Source organism: Vibrio tubiashii, assembly GCF_028551255.1.
GTDB classification, from domain to species: domain Bacteria; phylum Pseudomonadota; class Gammaproteobacteria; order Enterobacterales; family Vibrionaceae; genus Vibrio; species Vibrio tubiashii_B.
The window spans coordinates 926,293-949,569 of sequence record NZ_CP117029.1 but is presented as its reverse complement, the minus strand read 5'-3'; the positions used below and the strand labels follow the sequence as shown (position 1 = coordinate 949,569).

At 46.8% G+C, this 23,277-nt stretch carries 23 protein-coding genes; 6 read left to right on the top strand and 17 right to left on the bottom strand.

Features of this window, described 5'->3' with window-relative positions; translation table 11 throughout:
* Positions 1-60 precede the first annotated feature (60 nt).
* Positions 61-2,082, top strand: a complete 2,022-nt coding sequence (mnmC, locus tag LYZ37_RS04350; protein ID WP_272786651.1) for a bifunctional tRNA (5-methylaminomethyl-2-thiouridine)(34)-methyltransferase MnmD/FAD-dependent 5-carboxymethylaminomethyl-2-thiouridine(34) oxidoreductase MnmC — start codon at positions 61-63, stop codon at positions 2,080-2,082.
* 78 nt (positions 2,083-2,160) lie between these two features.
* On the opposite strand, the gene LYZ37_RS04345 is transcribed toward mnmC, so the two are convergent.
* The gene (locus LYZ37_RS04345) at positions 2,161-2,685 is read right to left on the bottom strand and encodes an NADPH-dependent FMN reductase (protein ID WP_239826277.1); all 525 of its coding nucleotides are present in this window, start codon (positions 2,683-2,685) and stop codon (positions 2,161-2,163) included.
* 139 nt (positions 2,686-2,824) lie between these two features.
* Positions 2,825-3,088: a YfcL family protein gene (locus LYZ37_RS04340; protein ID WP_004744482.1), complete on the bottom strand. Its 264-nt coding sequence runs from the start codon at positions 3,086-3,088 to the stop codon at positions 2,825-2,827.
* Between the two features lie 157 nt (positions 3,089-3,245).
* Between LYZ37_RS04340 and LYZ37_RS04335 the strand changes: the two genes are divergently transcribed.
* Both LYZ37_RS04335 and LYZ37_RS04330 read left to right on the top strand, forming a co-directional pair.
* Positions 3,246-5,381 (top strand): LruC domain-containing protein, encoded by a 2,136-nt coding sequence (locus tag LYZ37_RS04335; protein WP_272786650.1) that lies wholly within the window; start codon positions 3,246-3,248, stop codon positions 5,379-5,381.
* 13 nt (positions 5,382-5,394) lie between these two features.
* Complete coding sequence (locus LYZ37_RS04330; RefSeq protein ID WP_272786649.1) at positions 5,395-5,880, top strand: hypothetical protein; 486 nt, start codon at positions 5,395-5,397, stop codon at positions 5,878-5,880.
* A gap of 51 nt (positions 5,881-5,931) precedes the next feature.
* On the opposite strand, the gene LYZ37_RS04325 is transcribed toward LYZ37_RS04330, so the two are convergent.
* Positions 5,932-6,462, bottom strand: a complete 531-nt coding sequence (locus LYZ37_RS04325; protein ID WP_272786648.1) for an elongation factor P hydroxylase — start codon at positions 6,460-6,462, stop codon at positions 5,932-5,934.
* A 218-nt stretch (positions 6,463-6,680) separates the two neighbouring features.
* Between LYZ37_RS04325 and LYZ37_RS04320 the strand changes: the two genes are divergently transcribed.
* Positions 6,681-7,304, top strand: a complete 624-nt coding sequence (locus tag LYZ37_RS04320) for a trimeric intracellular cation channel family protein (RefSeq protein WP_272786647.1) — start codon at positions 6,681-6,683, stop codon at positions 7,302-7,304.
* Between the two features lie 258 nt (positions 7,305-7,562).
* The gene (locus LYZ37_RS04315; RefSeq protein WP_272786646.1) at positions 7,563-9,563 is read left to right on the top strand and encodes a DUF885 domain-containing protein; all 2,001 of its coding nucleotides are present in this window, start codon (positions 7,563-7,565) and stop codon (positions 9,561-9,563) included.
* A gap of 57 nt (positions 9,564-9,620) precedes the next feature.
* On the opposite strand, the gene aroC is transcribed toward LYZ37_RS04315, so the two are convergent.
* Complete coding sequence (gene aroC, locus LYZ37_RS04310) at positions 9,621-10,706, bottom strand: chorismate synthase (protein ID WP_004744475.1); 1,086 nt, start codon at positions 10,704-10,706, stop codon at positions 9,621-9,623.
* Positions 10,707-10,889: 183 nt separating this feature from the next.
* Complete coding sequence (gene prmB / locus LYZ37_RS04305) at positions 10,890-11,822, bottom strand: 50S ribosomal protein L3 N(5)-glutamine methyltransferase (protein ID WP_054961311.1); 933 nt, start codon at positions 11,820-11,822, stop codon at positions 10,890-10,892.
* 62 nt (positions 11,823-11,884) lie between these two features.
* On the opposite strand from prmB, the gene smrB reads away from it, so the two are divergent.
* Entirely contained in the window at positions 11,885-12,415 is a 531-nt protein-coding gene (gene smrB, locus LYZ37_RS04300) for an endonuclease SmrB (protein WP_272786642.1), read from the top strand.
* A gap of 305 nt (positions 12,416-12,720) precedes the next feature.
* Here the strand turns inward: smrB and flhB are convergent, their stop codons facing one another.
* From flhB to fliH, 12 genes are all read right to left on the bottom strand, one after another.
* Positions 12,721-13,851, bottom strand: a complete 1,131-nt coding sequence (gene flhB / locus LYZ37_RS04295) for a flagellar biosynthesis protein FlhB (protein WP_004744472.1) — start codon at positions 13,849-13,851, stop codon at positions 12,721-12,723.
* Between the two features lie 275 nt (positions 13,852-14,126).
* A complete protein-coding gene (gene fliR, locus LYZ37_RS04290) occupies positions 14,127-14,909 on the bottom strand; it encodes a flagellar biosynthetic protein FliR (RefSeq protein ID WP_004744471.1) in 783 nt (260 codons plus the stop codon).
* Between the two features lie 8 nt (positions 14,910-14,917).
* Positions 14,918-15,187, bottom strand: a complete 270-nt coding sequence (gene fliQ / locus LYZ37_RS04285; protein ID WP_004744470.1) for a flagellar biosynthesis protein FliQ — start codon at positions 15,185-15,187, stop codon at positions 14,918-14,920.
* 13 nt (positions 15,188-15,200) lie between these two features.
* Entirely contained in the window at positions 15,201-16,070 is an 870-nt protein-coding gene (fliP, locus tag LYZ37_RS04280) for a flagellar type III secretion system pore protein FliP (RefSeq protein ID WP_272786641.1), read from the bottom strand.
* A complete protein-coding gene (gene fliO / locus LYZ37_RS04275) occupies positions 16,057-16,464 on the bottom strand; it encodes a flagellar biosynthetic protein FliO (protein ID WP_171322451.1) in 408 nt (135 codons plus the stop codon). Before fliO ends, fliP begins: the two co-directional genes overlap by 14 nt.
* A gap of 13 nt (positions 16,465-16,477) precedes the next feature.
* Positions 16,478-16,888, bottom strand: coding sequence for a flagellar motor switch protein FliN (fliN, locus tag LYZ37_RS04270; protein ID WP_171322449.1), 411 nt, complete (start codon positions 16,886-16,888; stop codon positions 16,478-16,480).
* A gap of 21 nt (positions 16,889-16,909) precedes the next feature.
* Positions 16,910-17,959, bottom strand: a complete 1,050-nt coding sequence (gene fliM, locus LYZ37_RS04265; protein ID WP_272786638.1) for a flagellar motor switch protein FliM — start codon at positions 17,957-17,959, stop codon at positions 16,910-16,912.
* A 7-nt stretch (positions 17,960-17,966) separates the two neighbouring features.
* Positions 17,967-18,464 carry a flagellar basal body-associated protein FliL gene (gene fliL / locus LYZ37_RS04260; protein WP_004744465.1) on the bottom strand — a complete coding sequence of 166 codons (498 nt, stop codon included), beginning with the start codon at positions 18,462-18,464 and terminating at the stop codon, positions 17,967-17,969.
* Between the two features lie 35 nt (positions 18,465-18,499).
* On the bottom strand, positions 18,500-20,557 hold the full coding sequence (locus LYZ37_RS04255) for a flagellar hook-length control protein FliK (RefSeq protein ID WP_272786637.1): 2,058 nt from the start codon (positions 20,555-20,557) through the stop codon (positions 18,500-18,502).
* Positions 20,558-20,697: 140 nt separating this feature from the next.
* Complete coding sequence (gene fliJ / locus LYZ37_RS04250; RefSeq protein WP_004744463.1) at positions 20,698-21,138, bottom strand: flagellar export protein FliJ; 441 nt, start codon at positions 21,136-21,138, stop codon at positions 20,698-20,700.
* 6 nt (positions 21,139-21,144) lie between these two features.
* Positions 21,145-22,467: a flagellar protein export ATPase FliI gene (gene fliI, locus LYZ37_RS04245; RefSeq protein WP_004744462.1), complete on the bottom strand. Its 1,323-nt coding sequence runs from the start codon at positions 22,465-22,467 to the stop codon at positions 21,145-21,147.
* Complete coding sequence (gene fliH / locus LYZ37_RS04240) at positions 22,467-23,267, bottom strand: flagellar assembly protein FliH (RefSeq protein WP_272786636.1); 801 nt, start codon at positions 23,265-23,267, stop codon at positions 22,467-22,469. Before fliH ends, fliI begins: the two co-directional genes overlap by 1 nt.
* Positions 23,268-23,277: the final 10 nt, after the last annotated feature.

The window sequence follows — 23,277 nt, the reverse complement described above, 5'->3', positions numbered from 1 at the left end:
TCCCTTAAAACCGTACAATTGCAATCATATTATCGTTTTTATTCACATATTTCCGACACTATGACCTCGATTACTAATGCCCAACTAGGCTGGAACGATGCGGGTACGCCTGTTTCAGATCAGTTTGATGATGTCTACTTTTCTAACGTCAATGGCCTTGAAGAAACCCGTTATGTGTTTCTACACCAAAATCATCTCCCGCAAAGATGGCAAACGTATGACCAACGCCGTTTCGTTATTGCTGAAACTGGCTTTGGTACTGGGTTGAATTTCCTAGCTGCATGGCAATGGTTCGATCAATTTAAGCAGCAACATCCAGATGCGCCACTAAAAGAGCTCCATTTCGTGAGCTTCGAGAAGTATCCACTCAGTCAGCAAGATCTGGTTAAAGCGCATCAATCTTGGCCAGAGCTGGCTGAATATGCGGAAAAATTGCAAAAGCACTACCCTATTGCTGTTCCTGAATGTCACCGCATTGTGCTTGAAGATGGTGCGATAACGTTGGATCTGTGGTTTGGCGATATTAAAGACTGCATGCCTAAAGTACCGGTGGCTGAGCGAGGTCTTGTTGATGCTTGGTTCTTAGACGGTTTTGCACCAAGCAAAAACCCTGAAATGTGGAATCAGGACCTCTTCAATGGTATGGCCAAACTCGCCAAGCAAGATTGTACCTGTGCGACTTTCACTGCAGCAGGTTTTGTGCGTAGAGGTCTAATTGAAGCAGGCTTTGAAATGAAGAAGGTCAAAGGTTTCGGCACCAAGCGAGATATGATTGCCGGCAGCCTGACACAGCGCCAAGCGGAGACCAATTTTAAACCTTGGTTTGCTCGCACACCTTCTAGTCAATCAGAGTCAATCGCCATCATTGGTGGTGGTATTGCTAGTGCAACATTAGCGAAAACCCTGCTGCGACGCGGAAAGAAAGTCACGTTGTACTGCCAAGATGCTCAACCAGCTCAAGGGGCTTCTGGCAATCGTCAGGGTGCTGTTTATCCGCTGCTTAATGGTGACCACTCTGGGGTATCTCGCGTTTTCGCTCCGGCTTTCCTGTTTGCCAGACAATTTGTCGAGCAAGCAGCAGAGCAGATCAAATTCGACCACGACTGGTGCGGCGTCACTCAACTGATGTGGGATGAAAAGTCACAAACTAAGCTAGAGAAGATGTTAAAAGGCAACTTCGACAGCCAACTTATTCATCGCTTGAACCAAGAGCAGACCAGTTCAATCATTGGCCTACCTATTGATATGGAAAGTGTCCACTATCCACTAGGGGGTTGGCTGTGCCCCGCTGAGCTGACTCAAGGTTTAATCGCCGAACTAGAGAAAAGCGATCAATTTGAGACGTTTTTTGCTACAAAGATAGAGGCGCTAACTTGGAATGAAGAGTCGCAAGCCTGGACTCTCAAATCTGGCGATAACAGCTTCACTCACTCAAGTGTTGTGATTGCCAATGGTCATCAGTTTGACCAACTTGAACAGTCGGCAAACATCCCCCTCGGTCAGGTGAAAGGGCAAGTCAGCCATATTCCAACCACCGAGGACTTGCAGCAGCTTAAAACCGTGCTGTGTTATGACGGCTACATGACCCCGGTTAACCCGAATAATGGTCACCACTGTATTGGTGCTAGCTATGACCGTTCTCACCTTGATTACGAGTTTGACTCTGCCGCGCAGCAAGATAATGGCGACAAGCTGCGCAAGTGTGTACCAAACCCAAGCTGGCCGAACCAGGTTGATACCTCTGGAAACCTTTCTCGTCAGGGGATTCGTTGTGTAAGCCGAGACCATCTACCTTTTGTTGGCAATGTCGGTCAGTTGGAGCAGATTAAGCAAGTCTATGCCGAACTACACAAAAAGAAGCCAGCCAAAAACGCGGTAGACGTTCCAAGTTATCCGAATCTATTTTGCATGCTTGGGTTAGGGTCTAGAGGCTTAAGTTCAGCGCCATTATTGGCAGAGACACTCGCCTCACAGATTTGTGGCGATCCGTTACCTTTGCCAGTTGACGTGTTAGAGGCACTGCACCCTAGTAGAATGTGGGTTCGAAAACTACGTAAAGGTAAAGCGATTACTGAGCTTTAATTTTCTTGTATAAGTTAGATAACAAAATGCCGTTACCAACTTTCCGCTGGTAACGGCATTTTTATATTTCTCAGAGACTTAAGCTAAGCTTTCTACGGCTTGCTTTACTTGTTGTGCAATCTCTTGATTGCGGAACTGACCTGCTTCTAAATCGAAGTTGTCATAAAAGCTTGGTACGGAAACAGAAGCCTTCACCTCTGCGCCGAAATAAGGTGCCGAGCCAGTTGCAGCAGCAAGCACCGTTTGCGCGCCACCTGGGCCCGGAGAGGTTGCAAGATACACAACTGGTTTTTCTTGGAACACATTACGCTCAATACGCGTCGACCAATCGAAAAGGTTCTTGTACGCAGCTGGGTAAGAGCCGTTATGCTCAGCAAAAGAAACGACTATCGCATCAGCTTTAGCTAAATCAGCTAAGAATGCTTTCGCTCCCTCTGCCTGACCAATTTCTTTTTCCGTATCTTCACTAAACATAGGAACTTGGTAGTCATTTAAATCGAGAATCGTTACTTCTGCACCCTCAATGAGATTCGCAGCATAAGTCGCTAAAGTCTTGTTGATGGATGTTGAACTGGTTGATGCTCCAAAGGCTACAATTTTCATAATCTGATTTCCTATTCGTTCCTCGATATGTGCTTAGAAGAATATCACTGAACAGAAAAGCAACAACCATAAATAATTTAAGGGGTTGTTCGAAAAATTCGAACAACCCCTTATTTAAGATAATTTAGTGCGTTTCTGATTATGCGTTGTTGACTAGCTCAATCCATAGGTCATTGACGATTGTGCGGTCAGCAGGCGTCAGCTCCGAGCGTGCGTCATCTAAACTAGCTTGGATTCGCTCTTTTAACGTTTCTACATCGTTAATGCCTTCTTCTTCACATGCTGCTGCCGACAAAGAAATATGACCACGTAGATAGCCACCAGCAAATAACTCATCATCGGATGCCGATGAAATACGTGCATCAATTAGCTCTAGCAGCTGTTCTTCAAATTCAATAATCATTTTGCGTTAACGCCTAATCAGTTTGCTTCTCAAAAAGAACGCCAAGCTTCTCACATTGAGAATTCCAACGCAAACCCTAGTCATAGCAAGGCTTGCGCGTATGGCACGCCCTGTGCACTTCCTCAAATATTCACCTAAGTTCAGCGAGGAAGAACCAATGAAAATAAAACCTACCGCTCTTCAAATAGCTATGGTCACTGTCGCTTTAACTGGCTCATCAATGGTTATGGCTGAAACACCTTTTTCAGAATGTCCGACACAAGCTTTCTTAATTCAGAACCCTACCGGTACGCCTGTGGCTTACGGCGTGAACATCGATGTCGGTAGCTACATCACTTTAGATTCTAATTTAGGCTTAGATAAGCTTAACGGCGTGGGTTACAGTAAGCATGATGACTTTATCTATGGTTGGGATTACGGTGTCGCCTCACTTTCTCGCATTGACTCGACCTTTACTAAGACTCTACTCAATATTACCAAGCCGACTGGTGCGCCAACCTCTATTTACGTCGGTGATGTGTCACTTGATGAAAACGCTTGGTATGGCTATCGCCCAAACTACGGCTTATATCGAATAGATTTAGATAGCTTGGTTATGGAGCTCTCTTCTCCACCAAGTCAATTTGGCAACCCTTCCATCTACGATTTGGCTTTCCACCCTGACAACAGCCTTGCTTACTCTATCGATGCCAATGGCTATCTATGGCAGATTGATGTCAGCGCAGGAACCTCAACCCGACTAAACCAATTACTCGACAAAAACGTACTTGGCTATCGTCTAACTTTCGGTGCGGTCTACTTTGACGTTGATGGTAACTTCTATGCCAGTAACAACAGTAATGGCTATGTGTTTAAAGTCTCAATCAATGGAACCAGCTCAACGGCAGAATTCTTTGCTTATGGTCCATCAAGTAATTCGAATGACGGCGCTCGCTGTGCTTTAGCGCCTGTCGAGCCAAGTGAGTACACAGACTTTGGTGACGCCCCAGATTCTTACAAAACCACCTTTGCTTCATCAGGGGCTAGACACGGTATGTCTGACCTTAAGCTCGGTGCTTTAGTTGATGGTGAAACCGATGCTAGTCCATACCCGCTCAGTGATGACACTTCCGATGGCAATAATGACGATGACGGCGTTCAGTTCCCTGTCCCGATTCAAGTCGGTCAAATCAGTAAAATTATTGCATCAGTCTCTGGTGCGACGGATAACTCGGTTCTCAACGCTTGGATAGACTTTGATCGCGATGGAGAATTTGAATCTAACGAAATTATCATCAGTGATCAGTCCGTGGATGCCAACACAAGTGACATCTTCTTCTCAGTACCAACTTGGGCGGTTGCAGGAGAAACTTGGGCACGCTTCCGAGTTTCGAATACCTCGGGAATAGGTCCTAGCGGCGGCGTACCTGCGGGTGAAGTAGAAGATTACCTCGTAGATATTACGGAAAGTGGTGTGGTTACTGAGGTTTATCCAAGCGGTGGCGGGTTCACTACCTTTGCCTACGAAGATCAATACCCACTCGTTGGTGACTACGACATGAATGATGTTTTAATGAACGTTAAGTTCACCGAATACCAGCTCAACAATCAAGTTATACGAATGAAAATTGAAGGCAAAGTGGCTGCGTTGGGTGGCGACTATCACTCTGGTTTTGCCATTCGTTTGCCGGGTATCGCTCGCGAGGACATCAAGTCTGACTCAGTTCAGCTTTATGTGAACAATACACTTCAATCTAGCAGCTTGGAAAGCGATACCACCGATGCCGTGTTTATCATCCATCAAGACTTGTGGGATATCACCGAATCGGGTGAAGGGGAAGGCTGTACCATGTTCAGAACCCAAGAGAACTGTGGTACCGCTTATCGCCCGACATGGAGCTTAACTTTCTCGCTAGAAAATGCGGTCAATACTGACACAATGCCAAGCTTCCCTTACGACCCATTCATCTTCGCCTCTCCCGGTCACTATTACGGTAACGTCGGATATCAGCTAAGTGGTGGTTACCCTGGGCGCGCTCTGGAAATCCATCTCAAAAACCAAGCGCCTACCAGTAAGTTTGACTCGCGATACAAGGCGAATGGCGTAGACGCATCGAATGGTGAGACTCATTACCACAATGCCAATGGTCTACCTTGGGCCATTGAGATTCCAACCACGTGGCAACATCCGCTGGAGCAGCAGAACATCTTAGACGCCTACTCGAAGTTTGCTGAGTTTGCTCAAGATGCAACCGGACTGACAGAGCCGACTTGGTACACCATTCCGAACAACAGCAAAATTTATATCGACTAAGGGAGAGAATATTATGTGGAATTCAAAAACAACAATGCTACTTGGACTCGCTCTTATCCTTCCTCTCTACGGTTGTGGCGGCGGAGGTGGTGAAGGAGGATCTTCAGGTTCAACGGGCTCTGGCTCAACAGGTTCTTCTACACCCGCACCAGCAAGCAGCGGTACACCTATCTCTCTCAGCACGCTGCAGATTGACCCGGCCAATAGTCTGACCTCAGTGTACGAAGTGGATGTAGATGTAAGCTTGCCCCACTTGGCCTCGTCACAGGTTTATATCTCCATCTGTGACAACGCAGGAGGTAACCTACAGTCAGTCGATTACGACAAGTGCATGGTGAAGGCAGCACTACAATCAGGTACAGGGAGCTATCAACTACAAGTTCCTAATCACTGTGAATCCCTGATTGCGGTTGTATCGGTAATGGAACCCAATACAGCGCCGCTTGTGTACACTCTCAACCACAACAACCAGCCTCAAACTCAGTGGCTTATCCAATAGTCAAAACTAGAGCCTGTTGACCTAAGCAAGCCGCATCAAGCGGCTTGTTTTTCATTTCACGGCAAACATTGAGTAGTTTAGCTCTGGAACTTGATAATAGGCTCTTAACGCATCTGACAGCATCTTGACCCGGAGTGGGATTCCTTGTTCGAAGATCTTCCCGACTTCACTGTGCACTTTCGCCATAAAGGCTAAACGGTCTGGTTCAAAATCACCATTGAGGTTATCGCAGCTGACTGTAAATGGGAATCCAGCGCTTTTAGAAAGAATCCACTCATAGGCTTGCGGGCGAATCTCTACTTTTTCAAATTCTGCCTGTACTTGCTCAGTACGGCCATCTGGCTCATACCAATAACCAAAATCTTCCAATAATCGACGCTTAGGCCCTGCAACACACCAGTGAGCAATTTCGTGCATTCCTGACGCATAGAACCCACGAGCAAAAATAATCCGATGATGCGGTGTTTTTTCATCTGCAGGCAGATAAATTGGCTCGTCTCCACCTAGCTCTAGTTTGGTGTTATAACCAGCCAAAAATGTGTCATTGAAAATACGGATTAGGTCTTGATAATCGTGGTTCATAGCTCAGTTGATAGCGTTTTAATACAGCGGTCAGCATTTTCGCATTTTTAATCGTAATTGCAAATCCACATCTTATGTAGTGATATTAGAAATAGTTATCTGAAAGCGAGTTTCATACCAACAAAATCTCATTCGTCACAGATCACATTTCCCACTACACTCTCGCCTTAATTTTATGTGATTAGCCTAACTTTTTGGCCATTTATTGAGATTTCACCATGCTGCTAAGTGTTTTATATATTATCGGTATTACAGCGGAAGCGATGACAGGTGCTTTGAGTGCTGGCAGACGCAAAATGGATTGGTTTGGCGTTATGCTTGTAGCCAGTGCAACAGCCATTGGTGGCGGTACGGTTCGTGACATTCTACTGGGTCACTACCCGCTTGGGTGGGTCAAAAACCCTGAGTTTCTTGCCATTACCTGTGTGGCGGGTGTTCTAACAACAGGCTTAGCAAAATGGGTTATCAAGCTAAAAGGCTTGTTCATTCGATTGGATGCATTGGGCCTGATTGTGTTTAGCATCATCGGGACTAAAGTGGCGATGGGCATGGGTCACCATGCACTGATTTGTATGGTGTCAGCATTAGTGACTGGAGTCTTTGGTGGTCTATTGCGAGATTTAATTTGTCGCCAAACGCCGCTAGTGCTTCATGAAGAGCTGTACGCTTCTGTAGCGCTTATCGCATCAGGCATGTACTTACTTCAGTTAGAGTTCGGTGTTAACGATGTGACAGCAACCATTTCTACCCTGATCGTCGGTTACCTACTGCGTATGGCCGCAGTTCGCTTCAAGTGGCGTTTGCCGTCATTCCACCTCGAAACCGAAGGTTCACTGCACTAATCTCACATTCGCCCTGTTTTACAGGGCGTTTTTATATCCACTCATCTATTTACCCGCCATTTACATAACCACTCACTTTCAATTTTGTGTACACAAGTGGTTAGTAATCAGTAAGTTAATCCTGTGACCTTTTGCACAATCCTAGCGAGCCATTTATCTTACCCTTATCGCCAATAAGGAAAGTTCAGGCATTAGCCCATCCACCCCAGACCTTTCCTATTTACCCCTACTTAAATTTATAAGCAAAAAGGTCTAACAATGAAAAATAGACTAGGTCTTACTCTCTCCGTACTTGCGCTTAGCCTCTCTGGGTGTAGCACTTTATCCACTCCGGATGCCTCTCAGCAACTATCTGCTCTGCTTGATGAATATGGCTCGCAATCTAAGTCTTTGGACAGCTCGCAATTTGGCATCATTAATGATCAAATGGCGGCGGCGAAACAAACGCTCGATCGACTCTACCTAAGTAAGTTACTCGAAATTGACCGCAGCGCTTTATCGGATGAAGAGAAGGTTTACTACGATACGTTTCAATTTGATCGCACCATAGCAATCCGTGGCGCTAGCTTTGCTAATGCTCGCTTTGGCAACCTTGATGTGCCAGTTACCCACTTCTACAACTACATTCAATGGAACGCGGAAGAAGCAGGTGCTGCGATCGAGACCAATGGTGATAATTCGAAAACCTATCAAGATCAACTCGAAACGCTTCAAGAGTATACGTCTTGGATCAACAACCTACGCAGCCAATACAAGCAAGGCCAACTAGAAGGCATACAGTTACCCGCAGTTCTTGCTGAAAGGCTTTACCAAAGCAGCGTCGATGCGATTAGCTATGATGATTTCTCTATCCTCAAGGTCGGCTTGAAGGATCTAAAAACTCAGCCTGAGTACAGCCCTGAATTTGTCCATCAATATGAAAAAGAAGTGGGCAAAGCACAGCTCGCCACTCAAAAGCTCCTCGCTTACCTTCATGGTCAGTACACCCAAGCTGCGCGTGGCGATGGACAGCTTACCGACAACAATATCGGTTGGGGAGATCTGCCTAACGGACAAAACTGGTATCAGTGGCATTTAGATAGAAACAGCACCACTGGAAAATCCGCTGCAGAATTACATCGCTTAGGAGAACAACTGGTTGCGGATGCTAAAGCTGAAATGATTCGCGTAGCTGAGCTTGTGGTTAAAAAACGCGGCGCAATCGTAGAAGCGGATTATCGAGACCCAGTCACTGGCAAGGTTGCAAGACACACCTTTGAGCTGGCTAACGATTCAGGAAAAATTAATCTGGATGAGTTTTTCAGATACCTCAATAGCGAGCAGTTTTTCTATGGACGAGATGGCTACTCCACCGATGATCACCAGTACAGTGAAGTATGTAGCCACTCCTCTGTTCCCACGGCATGTGAAGGGGCACTGACGGATTACTACCTGTTCAAAGTCAATGCCAATGATGTCGTTCAAGGTTATTTCAAACCGATTAAAACCGACTACTCGATTGAGCCAACCGCGGCAGAAGACGAGTTATACGCTGGTGTCGCCTCCTATGATGACAATGTCTTCACCCTCAACACTAATCCAGACTACAGCTTACAGAAATGGAATGTCTCTACGTTACTGCTTCATGAAGCAGCACCCGGGCACCATTTCCAAAATGCCTACGCGCTAGAATACCCACCAGCAAATAAACCCGCCTATATGGAGGATATTTGGTACACCGCCTACGGTGAAGGTTGGGCACTCTATACCGAATGGCTAGGGCTGGAAATGGGTATTTATGGTGAGTTAGATAGCCATGGTAAACCGAGCTTTAGCAACGGCACTGGGATGTGTACCGCTAACGCTGATTACAGCCAGTTGCAGGGAGGCATCTATAAAGATGAGCAAGAGTGTAACGCCCTTCAATACTTTGGCAGCCTCAATGAAGCACAGCTGCGAAATATGCGTTTAGCTATTGATACAGGCATTCACAGCCAAGGTTGGAGTATTCAGCAAGCGCGTGACTATATGAAAGCTAACTCTGCGCTTGGTGAAGGGGATATCGAATCAGAAAGTTTCCGCTATGCCGCTTACGTGGGTCAAGCCGTTTCCTATAAATCAGGTTACTTAGTGATTAAAGAGATGCTTGCTAAAGCTCAAGCTGAGTTAGGTGATCAATTCGACTATGCCGAATTTCATGATCAGCTACTGCGCTATGGGCAGCAACCGATGGAAGTGGTACGCGAAAACATCAATAATTGGATAGCATCGAAGAAATAACGCCATGCAAACAAAACGGCCTCCAAATTGGAGGCCGTTTTCAAATTAATGACTCGCTTAAATCTGCGGTGTCTCAGTCGTTACACCATGGTTTTGACCACGATGACGTAGCAGATGATCCAGCACCACAATCGCAAGCATGGCTTCAGCAATCGGCACGGCACGAATACCTACACATGGGTCATGGCGACCTTTGGTAATCAGCTGCGTTGGTTCACCCTGTTTAGTGATAGTTTCACCTGGCACGGTAATACTTGACGTCGGCTTCAGCGCGATATTCGCCACAATGTCCTGACCAGTAGAAATACCGCCTAAGATGCCACCCGCGTGGTTGCTGGCAAAACCGTCTGGAGTCAGCTCATCTCTGTGCTCACTGCCCTTTTGGTTTACCACATCGAAGCCATCACCAATCTCGACACCTTTCACTGCGTTGATGCTCATTAGTGCATGAGCGATGTCTGCATCCAAACGGTCAAATACTGGCTCACCAAGGCCAACAGGGACATTGGTCGCAACCACCTGAAGCTTAGCGCCAATAGAGTCACCTTGCTTTTTCAGATCACGAATAAGTTGGTCGAATGCATCTACCTTGTCAGCATCTGGACAGAAGAAGGCATTGTTCTCAATCTCATCCCAATCGACTTTTTCAATTGAAACATCACCCATTTGAGAAAGGTAAGCACGGATTTCAACACCAAATTCTTGCTTAAGATATTTCTTAGCAACAGAACCCGCGGCAACACGCATTGCGGTTTCACGCGCAGAAGAGCGACCACCGCCTCGGTAATCACGCACGCCATATTTTTGATGGTAAGTGTAATCCGCGTGGCCCGGACGGAACTTATCTTTAATTTCTGAATAGTCTTTTGAGCGCTGATCGGTGTTTTCAATCAACAGTCCAATTGAAGTACCCGTTGTTTTACCTTCGAATACGCCAGAAAGAATCTTTACTTCATCCGGTTCGCGACGTTGAGTGGTATAACGAGAAGTGCCTGGGCGACGGCGATCCAAATCAACTTGAATATCCGCTTCAGTGATTTCTAAACCCGGAGGGCATCCGTCGACGATACATCCTAGTGCGATACCGTGACTTTCCCCGAATGTGGTTACTCGGAAATGTTGTCCGATACTGTTTCCTGCCATTACTTCCTCAATCCTATGCGCCCGTAAACTGGGCTTTACACTTCAATTCTTCGTAAATTCATAGTCGCTTTATTACGGTTTGATGTAAACCCCTAAAAAGGATCTATTTCGCTTTTTAACCCGCAATAAAAAACGCCAAGCAATGTCTGCTTGGCGTTTCACTTAAATCATCCATTCAAAGCACTAATCTTTGTAGATAGAAAACTCTGCTGCATGTTCTAACATCTGTTCACGAGTGAGCATAAACACACCATGGCCGCCGTTCTCGAACTCAATCCACGTGAATGGAATGTGCGGGTATTGCTCCATCATATGTACCATAGAGTTGCCTACCTCACAGATAAGAATACCGTTGTCGGTGAGGTAATCTGGCGCGTTAGCTAAAATGCGACGTACAAGCTTCAGACCATCTGTACCCGCAGCCAAACCGAGCTCCGGCTCGTGAGTGAACTCGTCTGGTAGGCTGTTCATGTCTTCTTCGTCCACGTACGGTGGATTAGACACGATTAGGTTATACTTCTCTTTTGGTAGATCACGGAATAGGTCAGAACGGATTGGGAAAACTTGTTGCTCCATACCATGATCTTGAACGTTCTGCTCAGCAACTTGTAAAGCATCGGTTGAGATATCAATCGCATCCACTTCCGCTTCAGGGAAGGCGTGCGCACAAGCGATAGCAATACAACCACTACCAGTACAAAGATCCATAATGCGTGTTGGTTCTTCAACTAACCACGGCTGGAACTCCGCTTGAATCATCTCACCAATTGGAGAACGTGGCACTAACACACGCTCATCAACAAAGAACTCTAGGCCACAGAACCAAGCACGGTTGGTTAGGTAAGCCGTTGGAGTGCGCTCGTTAATGCGCTTCACTACACGTTCAACGATGCGCATGCGCTCGCTGGTTGTCAGACGAGAGTTCAGTACATGCGGAGGAACATCAATTGGCAAGTACAGTGTTGGAAGAATCAGCTGTACCGCTTCATCCCATGCGTTATCAGTGCCGTGACCGTAAAAAAGGTTCGCGGCGTTGAAACGACTGACAGTCCAACGAATCATATCTTGAAGCGTGTGAAGTTCTGAAACCGCTTCTTCTACAAAAATCTTATCCAAAATTGCCTCCGAAAAGCGCTACAATACTGCTAATTGCATTTATATATTTACTAATTAGTCCCATGAGCAAAAAAGACACCGATATGGATGACGACTTCGCCCTTTTTAGGGATGCAGTACAAGGCGTAAAAAAGTTGTCACAGGATACCATAGTCCAGCAGCCAAAAAAAAATACTAAGCAAAAAGAAATTACTCGAACTGCCCGTGAAGCAAGCGATACAGAGTTCTACTTCTCAGATGAGTTTGTTCCGCTTCTCAATGAAGATGGCCCAACACGTTATGCCCGTGATGATGTTTCCCAGTACGAGGTAAAACGCCTGCGTCGTGGTGTGTATGTACCCGATGTGTTTTTAGATATGCACGGCATGACGCAGCAAGAAGCAAAACGCGAACTTGGCGCAATGATCGCCTATTGCATTAAGAATGAAGTCTCTTGTGCTTGTGTGCAGCATGGCATTGGTAAACATATCCTTAAGCAAAAAGCCCCACTATGGCTTGCTCAGCACCCTGACGTGATGGCTTTCCACCAAGCACCGTTAGAATTTGGCGGCGATGGCGCGCTGTTGGTGTTGCTTTCAATTCCAGAGAAGTAAAAGGCCGGAGAGCTGGAAAACTGGAAAACTGGAAAACTGGAAAACTGGAAAACTGGAAAACTGGAAAACTGGAAAACTGGAAAAGTATTGAGGGGTTGGCGATTGGTGACAACCCATATTATTTCAATAAGTTAACTTGTCATCCTCAAGAGTGAGTTACGAACGAGTTGGGGATCTCTTCAAATGAGCGCACCAAGCTATGAGATTCCCTACTCGCTCCTTCGTCACTCTATGGAATGACAGAGAACTAGGTAATTCGCGTTGATTGAATTATGTCTAGTTTTCCAGCAGGGCGCAGTCCGTTCCTATTTCCTGTACTCCGGTGGAATCGGCAACTCTGACGCTTTGAGGTTTGGTCTTTGACCACCGCGTTTGCGGTATTGTTTTAACTGGAATACGTAGGCAAGGATCTGTGCCACGGCGGTAAACAGACCGTCAGGGATCTCTTGCTCTAATTCTGTTGAATGATACAGCGCGCGAGCTAATGGTGGAGCCGGAACAACATAGATATCGTGCTCGCGGGCAATCTCGCGGATTTTAAGCGCCATATGGTCAGTACCTTTGGCGACCACGATTGGCGCTCGATCTGTGTCTTGCTTGTAGCGCAGCGCAACGGAGAAGTGCTCTGGGTTGGTTACGATAACGTCGGCTTGCGGAACTTCAGACATCATGCGTCGCTGGGCGGCTTCGCGTTGCAACATACGAATACGACCTTTAACTTCAGGCTTACCTTCAGTCTCTTTGTATTCGTCTTTCACTTCTTGCTTCGTCATTTTCAGTTGATTGGCGTGTTGCCAAATCTGAAACGGAATATCGATAGCCGCAACTATCAACAAAGTACAACTAATCAGTAAAATGAAGTCGAGCAGTATATCGAGCGAGTGAAAGATGTTCTGCGGATAAACATCTAGGCTCAATTGAAATAGATCTTCTTTGGCAGCGCTAATCAAATAAAACGCCATGCCGGAAACCAAAGCCACTTTCAGAATGGACTTAATCAGCTCGACCCAACTTTGCAAGCCGACCATACGCTTTAGGCCGCTTAGCGGGTTCATCTTCGACCATTTGGGCATGGCGGCTTCCGCTGAAAAGCTCACTCCACCAACCCCAGCGGCACCGATTAACGCCGCCAGAAACAGTGTCACTAGAATAAGCAATAATGGTAGTAGCAAACTACCTAGCGAGCCCAAGGCAATATCAAATAGCTTAACTTGGTCGAATATTTCTTCGCGTGAGAGAGTAAACAATCTGCCCATTGAACTGAATAAAGCGCGCGCAAGACTCTCGCCAAACCACATTAGAGAGATGGCTCCTACGACCAATACAGATACCGATGCTAGCTCTTTTGACCTTGCAACCTGCCCTTTTTCACGGGCCTGTTGCAAGCGTCTGGGCGTGGCATCTTCTGTGCGTTCTTGACCGTCTGACTCTGCCATTCAGCCTCCTAGGGTCTGTTGACCTTTTGCGGTTAAATTTTGTTCGAGATAAAAGCGTTTTAATCGCGGCGAGAGGTTTGCCGCCTAGTCATTCTAAGCAAAATACCTCTCAACAAAGAGTAAAACGCTTTTAGCCGAACCCTTCGGGCAGCGTTTGTGGCTCCCTTCTGCTGCGTTATCGGCTTATCAGGTAGGGCAACTACAATTCAAAGCCTCTGCCTTGCATAAAGCACCCACAAACTGCTGCAAAAATCAGCTCAAAAGGTCAACAGACCCTAACAATTCAACCTGATAAACGAGCAAACCTGCTGTTCACCTTGTAACCAGATTAGCTCATAGTGATTATAGAGTCCGGCAATAATGTACCAACACAACAGCAAACCGACCATAAGCGCAAACGCAAAGCCCAAAGAGAAAATGTTCAGCTGCGGCGCGGCACGCGTCATAACACCAAACGACAGGTTAATCGTCAGTAAAGCAATAATGCCTGACAACGACATACTCAATGCGGCTTTAAACATAATACCTAGCCACAGGGCCAATTCTCTAAAATCGACCGTGGTTAATGAACCCGTCCCAATCGGCAAAGATTTAAAGCTCATCACAACCAACATGATCATCTTTAAGTGACCGTCAGTTGCTAAGAAGAACATGGTCGCGAGGAACATAAATAGTTGACCAAGCAAGGGGGTGTTCTGTCCATTGGCGGGGTCAACCATGGAGGCAAAACCCAAGCTCGACTGCATACCTAAGATCTGACCCAAGATAACGAAAATCTGGATCATAAACTGGGTAACAGTGCCCATCGCAACACCGATGATGATCTGCTCCAGTAGCGTCATAAAGCCAGCAAAAGAGAGCAATTCAATATTATCCGGCACCGCTGGAATCGCTGGCATGACTGCGAAAGTAATCGCTAACCCCAAATAAAGACGAACACGAGTAGAGACAAAACGAGCGCCCGTTACCGACATCACCATCAGCATGGCTGCGATTCGGGTATAAGGCCAAAAATAGTTGGCAATCCAGTCTAAAACGATGCTCGTTGGGTATTCCATAACGCTACCTAATACAGTACCTGAGGCAGTCGCTCTATCATGCTAAAGAAAAACTCCATTAGCATTTGTGTCATCCAGTGAGCAAACAACATCAGCGCGAGTAGCGTGACAATTAAACGAGGTAAGAAACTTAGGGTTTGTTCATTGATCGAGGTCGCCGCTTGGAAAATAGCAACCACTAAACCAATCAACAGACTGGGAATAATGATTGCGCACACCATGATGAGAACCATCCAAAGTGCTTCACGAAACAACTCAACGAACATTTCAGGAGTCATAGTCTTTCTCCCGTCACAAGGCGAAACTGCCGGCCAAGGTCGACAAAATTAGGTTCCAGCCATCGACCAAAACAAACAGCATCAATTTAAATGGCAAGGAGACGATCATCGGCGAAAGCATCATCATACCCATCGCCATCAATACCGATGCCACCACTAAGTCGATAATCAAAAATGGCAAAAACAGCATAAAGCCAATTTGGAAAGCCGTTTTTAGCTCCGAAGTGATAAAGGCTGGGATAAGCACTGCCATCGAAACATCTTCAGGGGCTGTCGCCGTCGAGCCCGATATATTAACGAAGGTTTCTAAGTCTTTGACGCGTGTTTGCTTAAGCATGAAGTCTTTCATTGGCACCTGAGCTAAATCAAACGCCTCGCGAGCGGTTATCTGCTCATTGATGTATGGCTGAATCGCCTCATCATTAATTTTGTTTAGCACCGGCGACATGATGAAGAAGGTGAGGAAGATAGCAATACCAATTATCACCTGATTTGACGGTGTTTGCTGGAGACCCATCGCTTGCCTAAGGATGGACATAACAACGACAATTCGCGTGAATGATGTCATCAAGATAACCATAGCTGGTAAGAAACCAAGCATGGTCATCAATGCGAGAATCTGTAGGTTGATAGAGTAGTCTTCGCCACCGTCAGCATTGGTAGTCATGGTAAAGGCAGGAATACCACCACCGGTCGTTGTACCTGCGGCTATCGTGCGTGACGCCCCTTGCTCCTTTTCCATCGCAGTGACCGTCACAGATTCGGACGGAGCCACATTGCTCGGTACAGGGGTTTCTATCTCTTGCTGTGCTTGAGAGAACGCTGAAAACAGTGTCAGAACAAACGCTAAGACAATCAATGTTAGGTTATTAGCTTTTTTCATTCTTCTTTAATAGCTGAGTCAGTTGATTGGAAAAAGGACTCGCAGCCATCTCCTCCTGAGACAAAGGTTTCTCCAGTTTTGAGATCAGTTGGATTGATTGCGCAGTCACGCCAACTAAGAATTGCTCTTCTCCTGCTTGTACAATCACAATACGTTCTTTGTGGCCTACCGCAATTTGGCGCACTACGCTTAGGCCTTTCTGATTGACTAAGGCTGGAACTCGCATTCGTTTGAGTAGCCATGCCAAAAATAAAATAAAGACTATAACGAATAAGAGCGACCCAAAAGTGGTCGCCCAATCAAGCTGGCTACCGGGTTGAGAAACGGTAGCCATTGCAGAAGGAGAAAGCAGTATAAGTGAGTAAAGTAAGTACTCCTTAACCTTGAAAGACATAGCTATCCTTGCACTATCGTAGTTTCTTAATTCTCTCAGTTTGACTGATTACATCGGTAAGACGAATACCAAACTTATCGTTGACCACAACAACTTCGCCATGAGCAATCAGAGTGCCGTTAACCAGTACGTCCAATGACTCACCCGCCAAGCGCTCCAATTCCACAACTGAACCTTGGTTAAGCTGCAGTAGGTTACGGATGCTAATCTGCGAGCGACCCACTTCCATCGAAATAGTCACTGGAATATCTAAGATGGTATCTAGCTTACGACGCTCATCGTCGGTGATTGGTGACGAGGTGTCTTGAAGCTCATCTAGCTGGGCATTCATCACTTCATCGACGTCTACCTCAGGTGCATCAGGATCTTCACCTAATGCGGCAGCCCATTCGTCCGCCAGTTTTTGGTCGTCACTCGGTTCCATACTTGTTACCTATATAATCTCTTAATCTTCGATTTCGCCTTCGTCTTCTTCTAGTTCAGAGATGACGTCTTTACCTAAGAAGGCGATATCCGTTTTAACCACATCTGGTCGTTTAATTTCTTCTGATACCTGAACTGCGAGCTTGTCCCCTGAACGTCCCATCTTCACTCGATAGGTTGGCAACTCTTCAACAAACATCACCGCATGTTCTGGCATCTCAATAGGAATAATGTCGCCTGGTTGGAGCTCCATTAAGTCTCGCAGCGAGATGTCTTGCTCTAGCAAATCGACGCGGAAGTTAACTGGAACATCCATAATCTCTTCACGCAGCGCTGTACTCCAACGAACGTCAGTCTCCATCTTGTCAGACTGGACACCTGCATCCAACAGCTCGCGAATCGGCTCAACCATGGAATACGGCATCACCACGTGGAAGTCACCACCACCGCCATCCACTTCAATATGGAATGAGCTCACAACAATCACTTCTGTCGGGCTGACGATGTTCGCCATGCTCGGGTTCACTTCAGAGTCTAGATATTCAAACTCCACCCCCATTACAGGCGACCAAGCTTCTTTATAATCTTCAAACACGATCTTAAGCAGAAGCTGAACGATACGACGCTCGGTTGGGGTAAATTCACGACCTTCGATACGAGCATGGAAACGACCATCGCCACCAAAAAAGTTCTCTACCAAGATAAATACCAAACGTGCTTCCATGGTAATTAGCGCGGTACCTTTTAGTGGTCTAAAGCGTACCATGTTCAAGCTAGTGGGTACGTACAGGGTATTTTGGTACTCACCAAACTTCATCATCTGTACGCCATTGATAGAGACTTCAGCGGTTTTGCGCAGCATGTTAAACAAGCTGATGCGCATATGGCGAGCAAAGCGCTCATTGATCAACTCTAGCGTTGGCATTCGACCACGAACAATGCGGTCTTGCGATGAGAAGTCGAAGTCTACCGCACTGGCATCCGAGGCAACTTCTTCCTCTTCGGCCTCATCAACGTCATCTACACCGTGTAAGAGAGCATCAATCTCATCTTGGCTTAATAGATCAGTCACTCGTCACCTATTGCATTACAAAGTCAGTAAACAGCACGCGCTCAATCACAGGCTGCCCAACTGCTCGATTCAAACTGGCTTTAATGTCATCAGTCGCTTTATCGCGTAGCTCAACTCGACCATTCACCGTACGTAATTGGTCTACGGTAGCTGAAGCAAACGTGCTTAACAGCGAACTTTCAATCAGTGGAGAGTGGTAGCGGGCAAGATTTTCGTTCTCGCTTCCACGCACCATGAGCTGGACTTTAATCTGAACTAGGCGATCTTTCTTATCGCCTGTGACATTAAATAAAAATGGTTGGGGAATATTAACGTAAGCCACTGGGTCTGTTGGCGCAGCCATTTCTTGTTGCATGGCTTCTTGTCCCTCTGCTGGCTCATCTGAGCCCATCAAGAAGAAAGCAGCTCCGCCGCCACCAGCAAGTAACACTACGACAGCAATAATGATGATGAGTAGCTTACTTTTTCCTTTGGGTGCTTCCGTTTCGAGTTCTTCGTCTGCCATAACTTAACGTTCTCTATTCTTTTGTTTTTAACAGTTTAAGCGTAATAGCTAATTCCATCACGCTTTGCTGCGACATTCAAATCAAGATTGATGTCTGGTTCAAGGTTTTCTTCACCAGAGAAGCCCTGATTGCTGTTACCTTGACCATTATTTCCTTGTCCGTTGTCGGCATAGCGTCTTTGCTGCTGTCCTGACGCTTGTTGCTGAACGGAACTATCACCCAATTGTACACCCTGTTGAGCAAGCATTTCGCGCAATCTTGGCATTGATTGTTCAATCACATCACGGGCTTGCTGGTTGGCAACGGTAAAGTGTACTGTCGCCGCATCGCCATTCATGTGCATGCGAATTTGCATTCGACCAAGTTCTGGTGGATCGAGACGAATGTCGATGTTTTTCAGGTTCTTCGACATCATCATCTGCACGCGCTCAGCCACTTGCTCTCCCGCAAGTTCTCGATTCAATTGCAACGGTGCTTGGGCCGCTTGCTCAGCTCTTACTTGACCTAATGCGCCCGGACCTTGCTGTCCGGAAGCTTGCGCCAGTTGCTGAGCAAAACCGGTATTAGACTCTCCGCCTTGCTGAGCTCCATCTTTATTGGCAGCCATCTGCCCAAGCGTACCCGCCGCTTTTGCCCCCATAACCGCCTTAAGCATGGCTTGGTCTTGAACCATAGCCGCATTTGGCGATGCTGCCATTTGCTGCATTTGAGCCGCAGCTAAATCACTAGGCATGGTTGGTACAGCGCTCTGCTGCTGCGCTTGCGCGAGCTGAGCTTGAGATTGTTGGCTAACGATGGCTTGATGTACGGACTGAGCGACTGGCGCCTGCTGAGCCTTAGACATAGTGTCCGCTTTAATGGCTACGTCATCTTTTGCTTGGCCTTCTGCCGATGCAGCCCAAGGAATCGCGCCAGCAGCTACCGTCGCGGCCGCAATACTTGGGTCAATCTCTGATTCAGCTTGATTATCGCTTGCCGCTGCGAGTGATTGAGCGCCACTCGGAACTTGAACCGCTGCTGTAGTAGCACCATCAGTGACTTTTTCAGCACCAAAGCCAGCGACTGCAGCTCCACCCAACACCGTGGCTCCTGCTGCTACGGTCGCTCCTGCAACCACTGCGGAGTCCGAACCTTCTGTTCGCTCTGTATCGGAAGCAACTTGGGCATTGTTTTCAGCACTAGCCAAATTTGTAGCTTGTAAGTGTTCACTCTCTACTTGAGGTGCTGCTTGTTTATTCGCTGATTCAACTACATCATCTTGAGTAAGTGCTGCTGCACTTGCAACCGAAGCAGGTACATTAGAATTTGACTGTTGTTCAGTTGACTCATCGTTTTTCTGTTCTGAAGATTGCTGTACAAAACGCTCCGCTGATGCGGGAACTACAACCTCTTCACCCTCAGCAGACTTGACGACAACGGTCTCTTGTTGCTGTGATTTCACCGCTTGAGTCGCTTCAGATTCAGTGTTTACAGAATTTTGCTTTGAGTTGGCTTGTTGAATGTCGGTGTCGTCCATCTCACTGGTTAATTTAGCTGCTCCCACTGCCGCGACTTCTTCATCACCTTGAGCAGATTTATCAGCAACAACCTGCTGCTCAGAAATATCTTGTGGCAACGCTTTGCCGTCTTTTGGTTGAAGCGCCTTATTGGAGTGGTCGAGTCGCTGCAATACTTCGTCGTTATCTGAGACTATTTTTTCAGCAGACTGAGAGCTTGCTTGAGCAACTTCCTTTTCGGACACCGTAGGTTTGGCTGATTCACTGCCCTCACCTTGAACGACTACCTTTTCTGATTTGGCGGACGAGCTCTCTTCCGATTCTAGCAACTCGTCGGTACTTTGGCTTTCCGTCGCAGCAACTTTGACACTTTTAGTCTCAGAGTCTGCTTCAACACTCACTTCTTCGCCTTCAGCACTCGCCTTAGTTTGGCTTATATCGACTTTGCCTTCAGACTCACCTTCCCCTTTAATCAGCGCAGCAAGTTTGGAGAAGAAGCCTCCTGATTCTGAAGCTTCAGAGGTCGCGTCACCACCTTCTGTAGTGGCTTTGGTCACTTTAGGACTTTCCGATACCGACGATAAATTGATATTCATACCAGGTTCACTCTCAGTTGCTCAGCGCCAGTCAGACTCTAGGCGGCAAGGTGCCAATAGGATTGCATACATTTCTAGGTTTACTGCAAGAAGCACGCCACTAAGTGCAAGACATTGACGTTCAGTTGAAGCTTGTGAAGCTAATTCAAACTTCGACGAGAAAACTGAAGGGTCGCAAACTCATCCATCTGTTTCTGTTCTCGAATGTTTTGCTGACGTTCTTTTTCCGCTTGTTTCTTCTCTATCATCCACTCATAGGAGCGTCTTTGTTTACGACTCTCTAACCAATTCTGCTCGCACCCTTCTACCTGACCTTTAAAGTGCGATTCGGCTTGTTTCTGCTTAGCCAAAGTTTCATCGAGCGTGGTTAAAAAGCGATTAAGGTGGGAATATTGGCTAGCAGTCAGACCTTGTTGACCACGGTCGACAAGCTGCTGGCAGTAATCAAGACGGTATTTTTCAATTTGCTCAAGCTGCTGATAATAGCCTTCGAGTTCAGTACGAGCTTGACCCAACGCCAAAACCGCTTGGTTTTCTCGCTCTTTAGCCTGTTCTAAAAGAAACTCTAGTGCGTTATCCATCGTTTATTACTCGCCTTGTAACAGCCCACGCAGCATATTGAGACACATGTCGTAAGGCACCGTCTCTTTCATAGTCTGCTGCAAATATCCGTCCAACTTAGGTTTAAGTGTAAACGCGCCATCTATTGCAGGATCAGTTCCTGGCTTATAGGCACCGATAGAGACAAGATCTTGGTTTTTACGGCACACAGAGAGAACCTGTCGTACCGCTTTTGACATCAAGACATGCTCTTCAGAGGTAATCTGAGGCATAACACGACTGACAGACTTCTCAACATCAATCGCTGGATAATGACCTGCATCTGCCATTTCACGAGACAGAACCACGTGACCATCAAGAATAGCGCGTGACGCATCGGCAATTGGATCTTGTAAGTCATCACCTTCGGTCAGTACGGTAAAGAAAGCAGTGATAGAGCCTTGCTCCGGGCTCCCGTTACCAGCACGCTCAACCAAGGCTGGTAATTTAGCAAATACTGAAGGTGGATAACCTTTAGTCGCCGGAGGTTCACCCACAGAAAGGGCAATCTCACGCTGAGCTTGAGCAAAACGAGTCAGAGAATCCATCAAGAGTAAGACATCCAGCCCTTGATCGCGGAAATATTCAGCGATGGTCAGTGCGGTTTGGCATCCTTTTAATCGCATTAGTGGCGAAGAGTCAGCGGGCGCGGCAACAACGACAGAGCGCTGGCGGCCATCAACACCCAAAATCTCTTCGATAAATTCTTTCACCTCACGGCCACGTTCACCGATCAAACCTACGACAACAACCTGCGCTGTCGTTCCTCGGGTCATCATGCCCAAGGTGACCGATTTACCCACACCAGAACCGGCAAATAGGCCGATACGCTGACCTTTGCCCACGGTTAACAGACCATTAATAGCCTTAATTCCGACATCAAGTGGTTCAGAGATAGGTTTACGGGCAAGCGGGTTTATAGGTTCTGCGTTAAAAGAGGCACGTTTTTCGGTATAGATTGGCCCCAAGCCATCCAGTGGGTTTCCCACACCATCAATGACTCGTCCAAGCAGTTCCATTCCAACAGGTAAACCGGACTCACTGGTTAATGGAGTGACTTTTGCGCCGGGAAGCACGCCAGTAATTTGCTCACTGGGCATTAGGTATAAGCTTTCGCCAGAAAAGCCGACAACTTCTGCTTCCATTTCACCATGCATGGTTTCGACTTTACATAAACTGCCGATTGGCGCTCGGCATCCTGTGGCTTCGAGAGTTAGCCCGACCACTCGTACTAACTTGCCCGCTGCGACTGGTCTACATGTGAGTCCTTGAGTTTTGTATTGCGAAAGGCGATCAGCGAGGGCTAGCACTATTCACCACCTTGGTGGCGATTCACTCCACAAAAGCTTTGAATAACGCTACGGATGCGATCTTCCATGCGATAGTTAACACTCGACTCACCCGCCTCGATCTGAACATCACCACGATTTAACGCAGGCTCTGCCATCAGTGTCCAATTGCGGAATTCAAGTTCTTCAGAACCATATGAAGAGCGAATGATTTCAACATCGTCAGGATGAAGTTTGAGGGTAATCGCATGACCTGAGATTGGTAGCGATTCTACTGATTGTTTGATGGTATCAAGAATTACTTGAGGATTGGTTTGTACCTCAACATGGACCACTTCTTTCGCTAAAGTCAGGACCATGTCGACAAGCTGTTTCTCCACTTGAGCATTCATTAACTCAAGTGGTTGAGCAAACTGGTTCGCAAGGTTCACAAACGTTTGAACTTGTTGCTGAATAAACTCTTGCCCTGCCGCAACGCCTTCAATTTTACCCGATTCAAGACCTTCTTGATGGCCTTCTTGCGTCCCTTGCTCTTTACCTTTTTCGTACCCTTGCTTAAAGCCTGCCTCTTGCCCTTGATGAAGTCCTTCCTGATAAGCCTGCTGCTTAATCAGTTCGATCTCTTCTTCGGTGAGCTCTTTCGGCGCTTCTTCTGCAACAGGTTCAGCGATAGGCATCCAACTCGGATCGTAGTTCATCGCCGTTTCTTTAGCCTGCTTATGAGTTTGCGAGGTGTAATCAGGCATACCCCATCGCTCAGGTTTTTCGACCTGCTCATCGTTATCTAGGCGTAAAAAACCGCGTTTCCTCTCCAAAGACATAGATACCTTG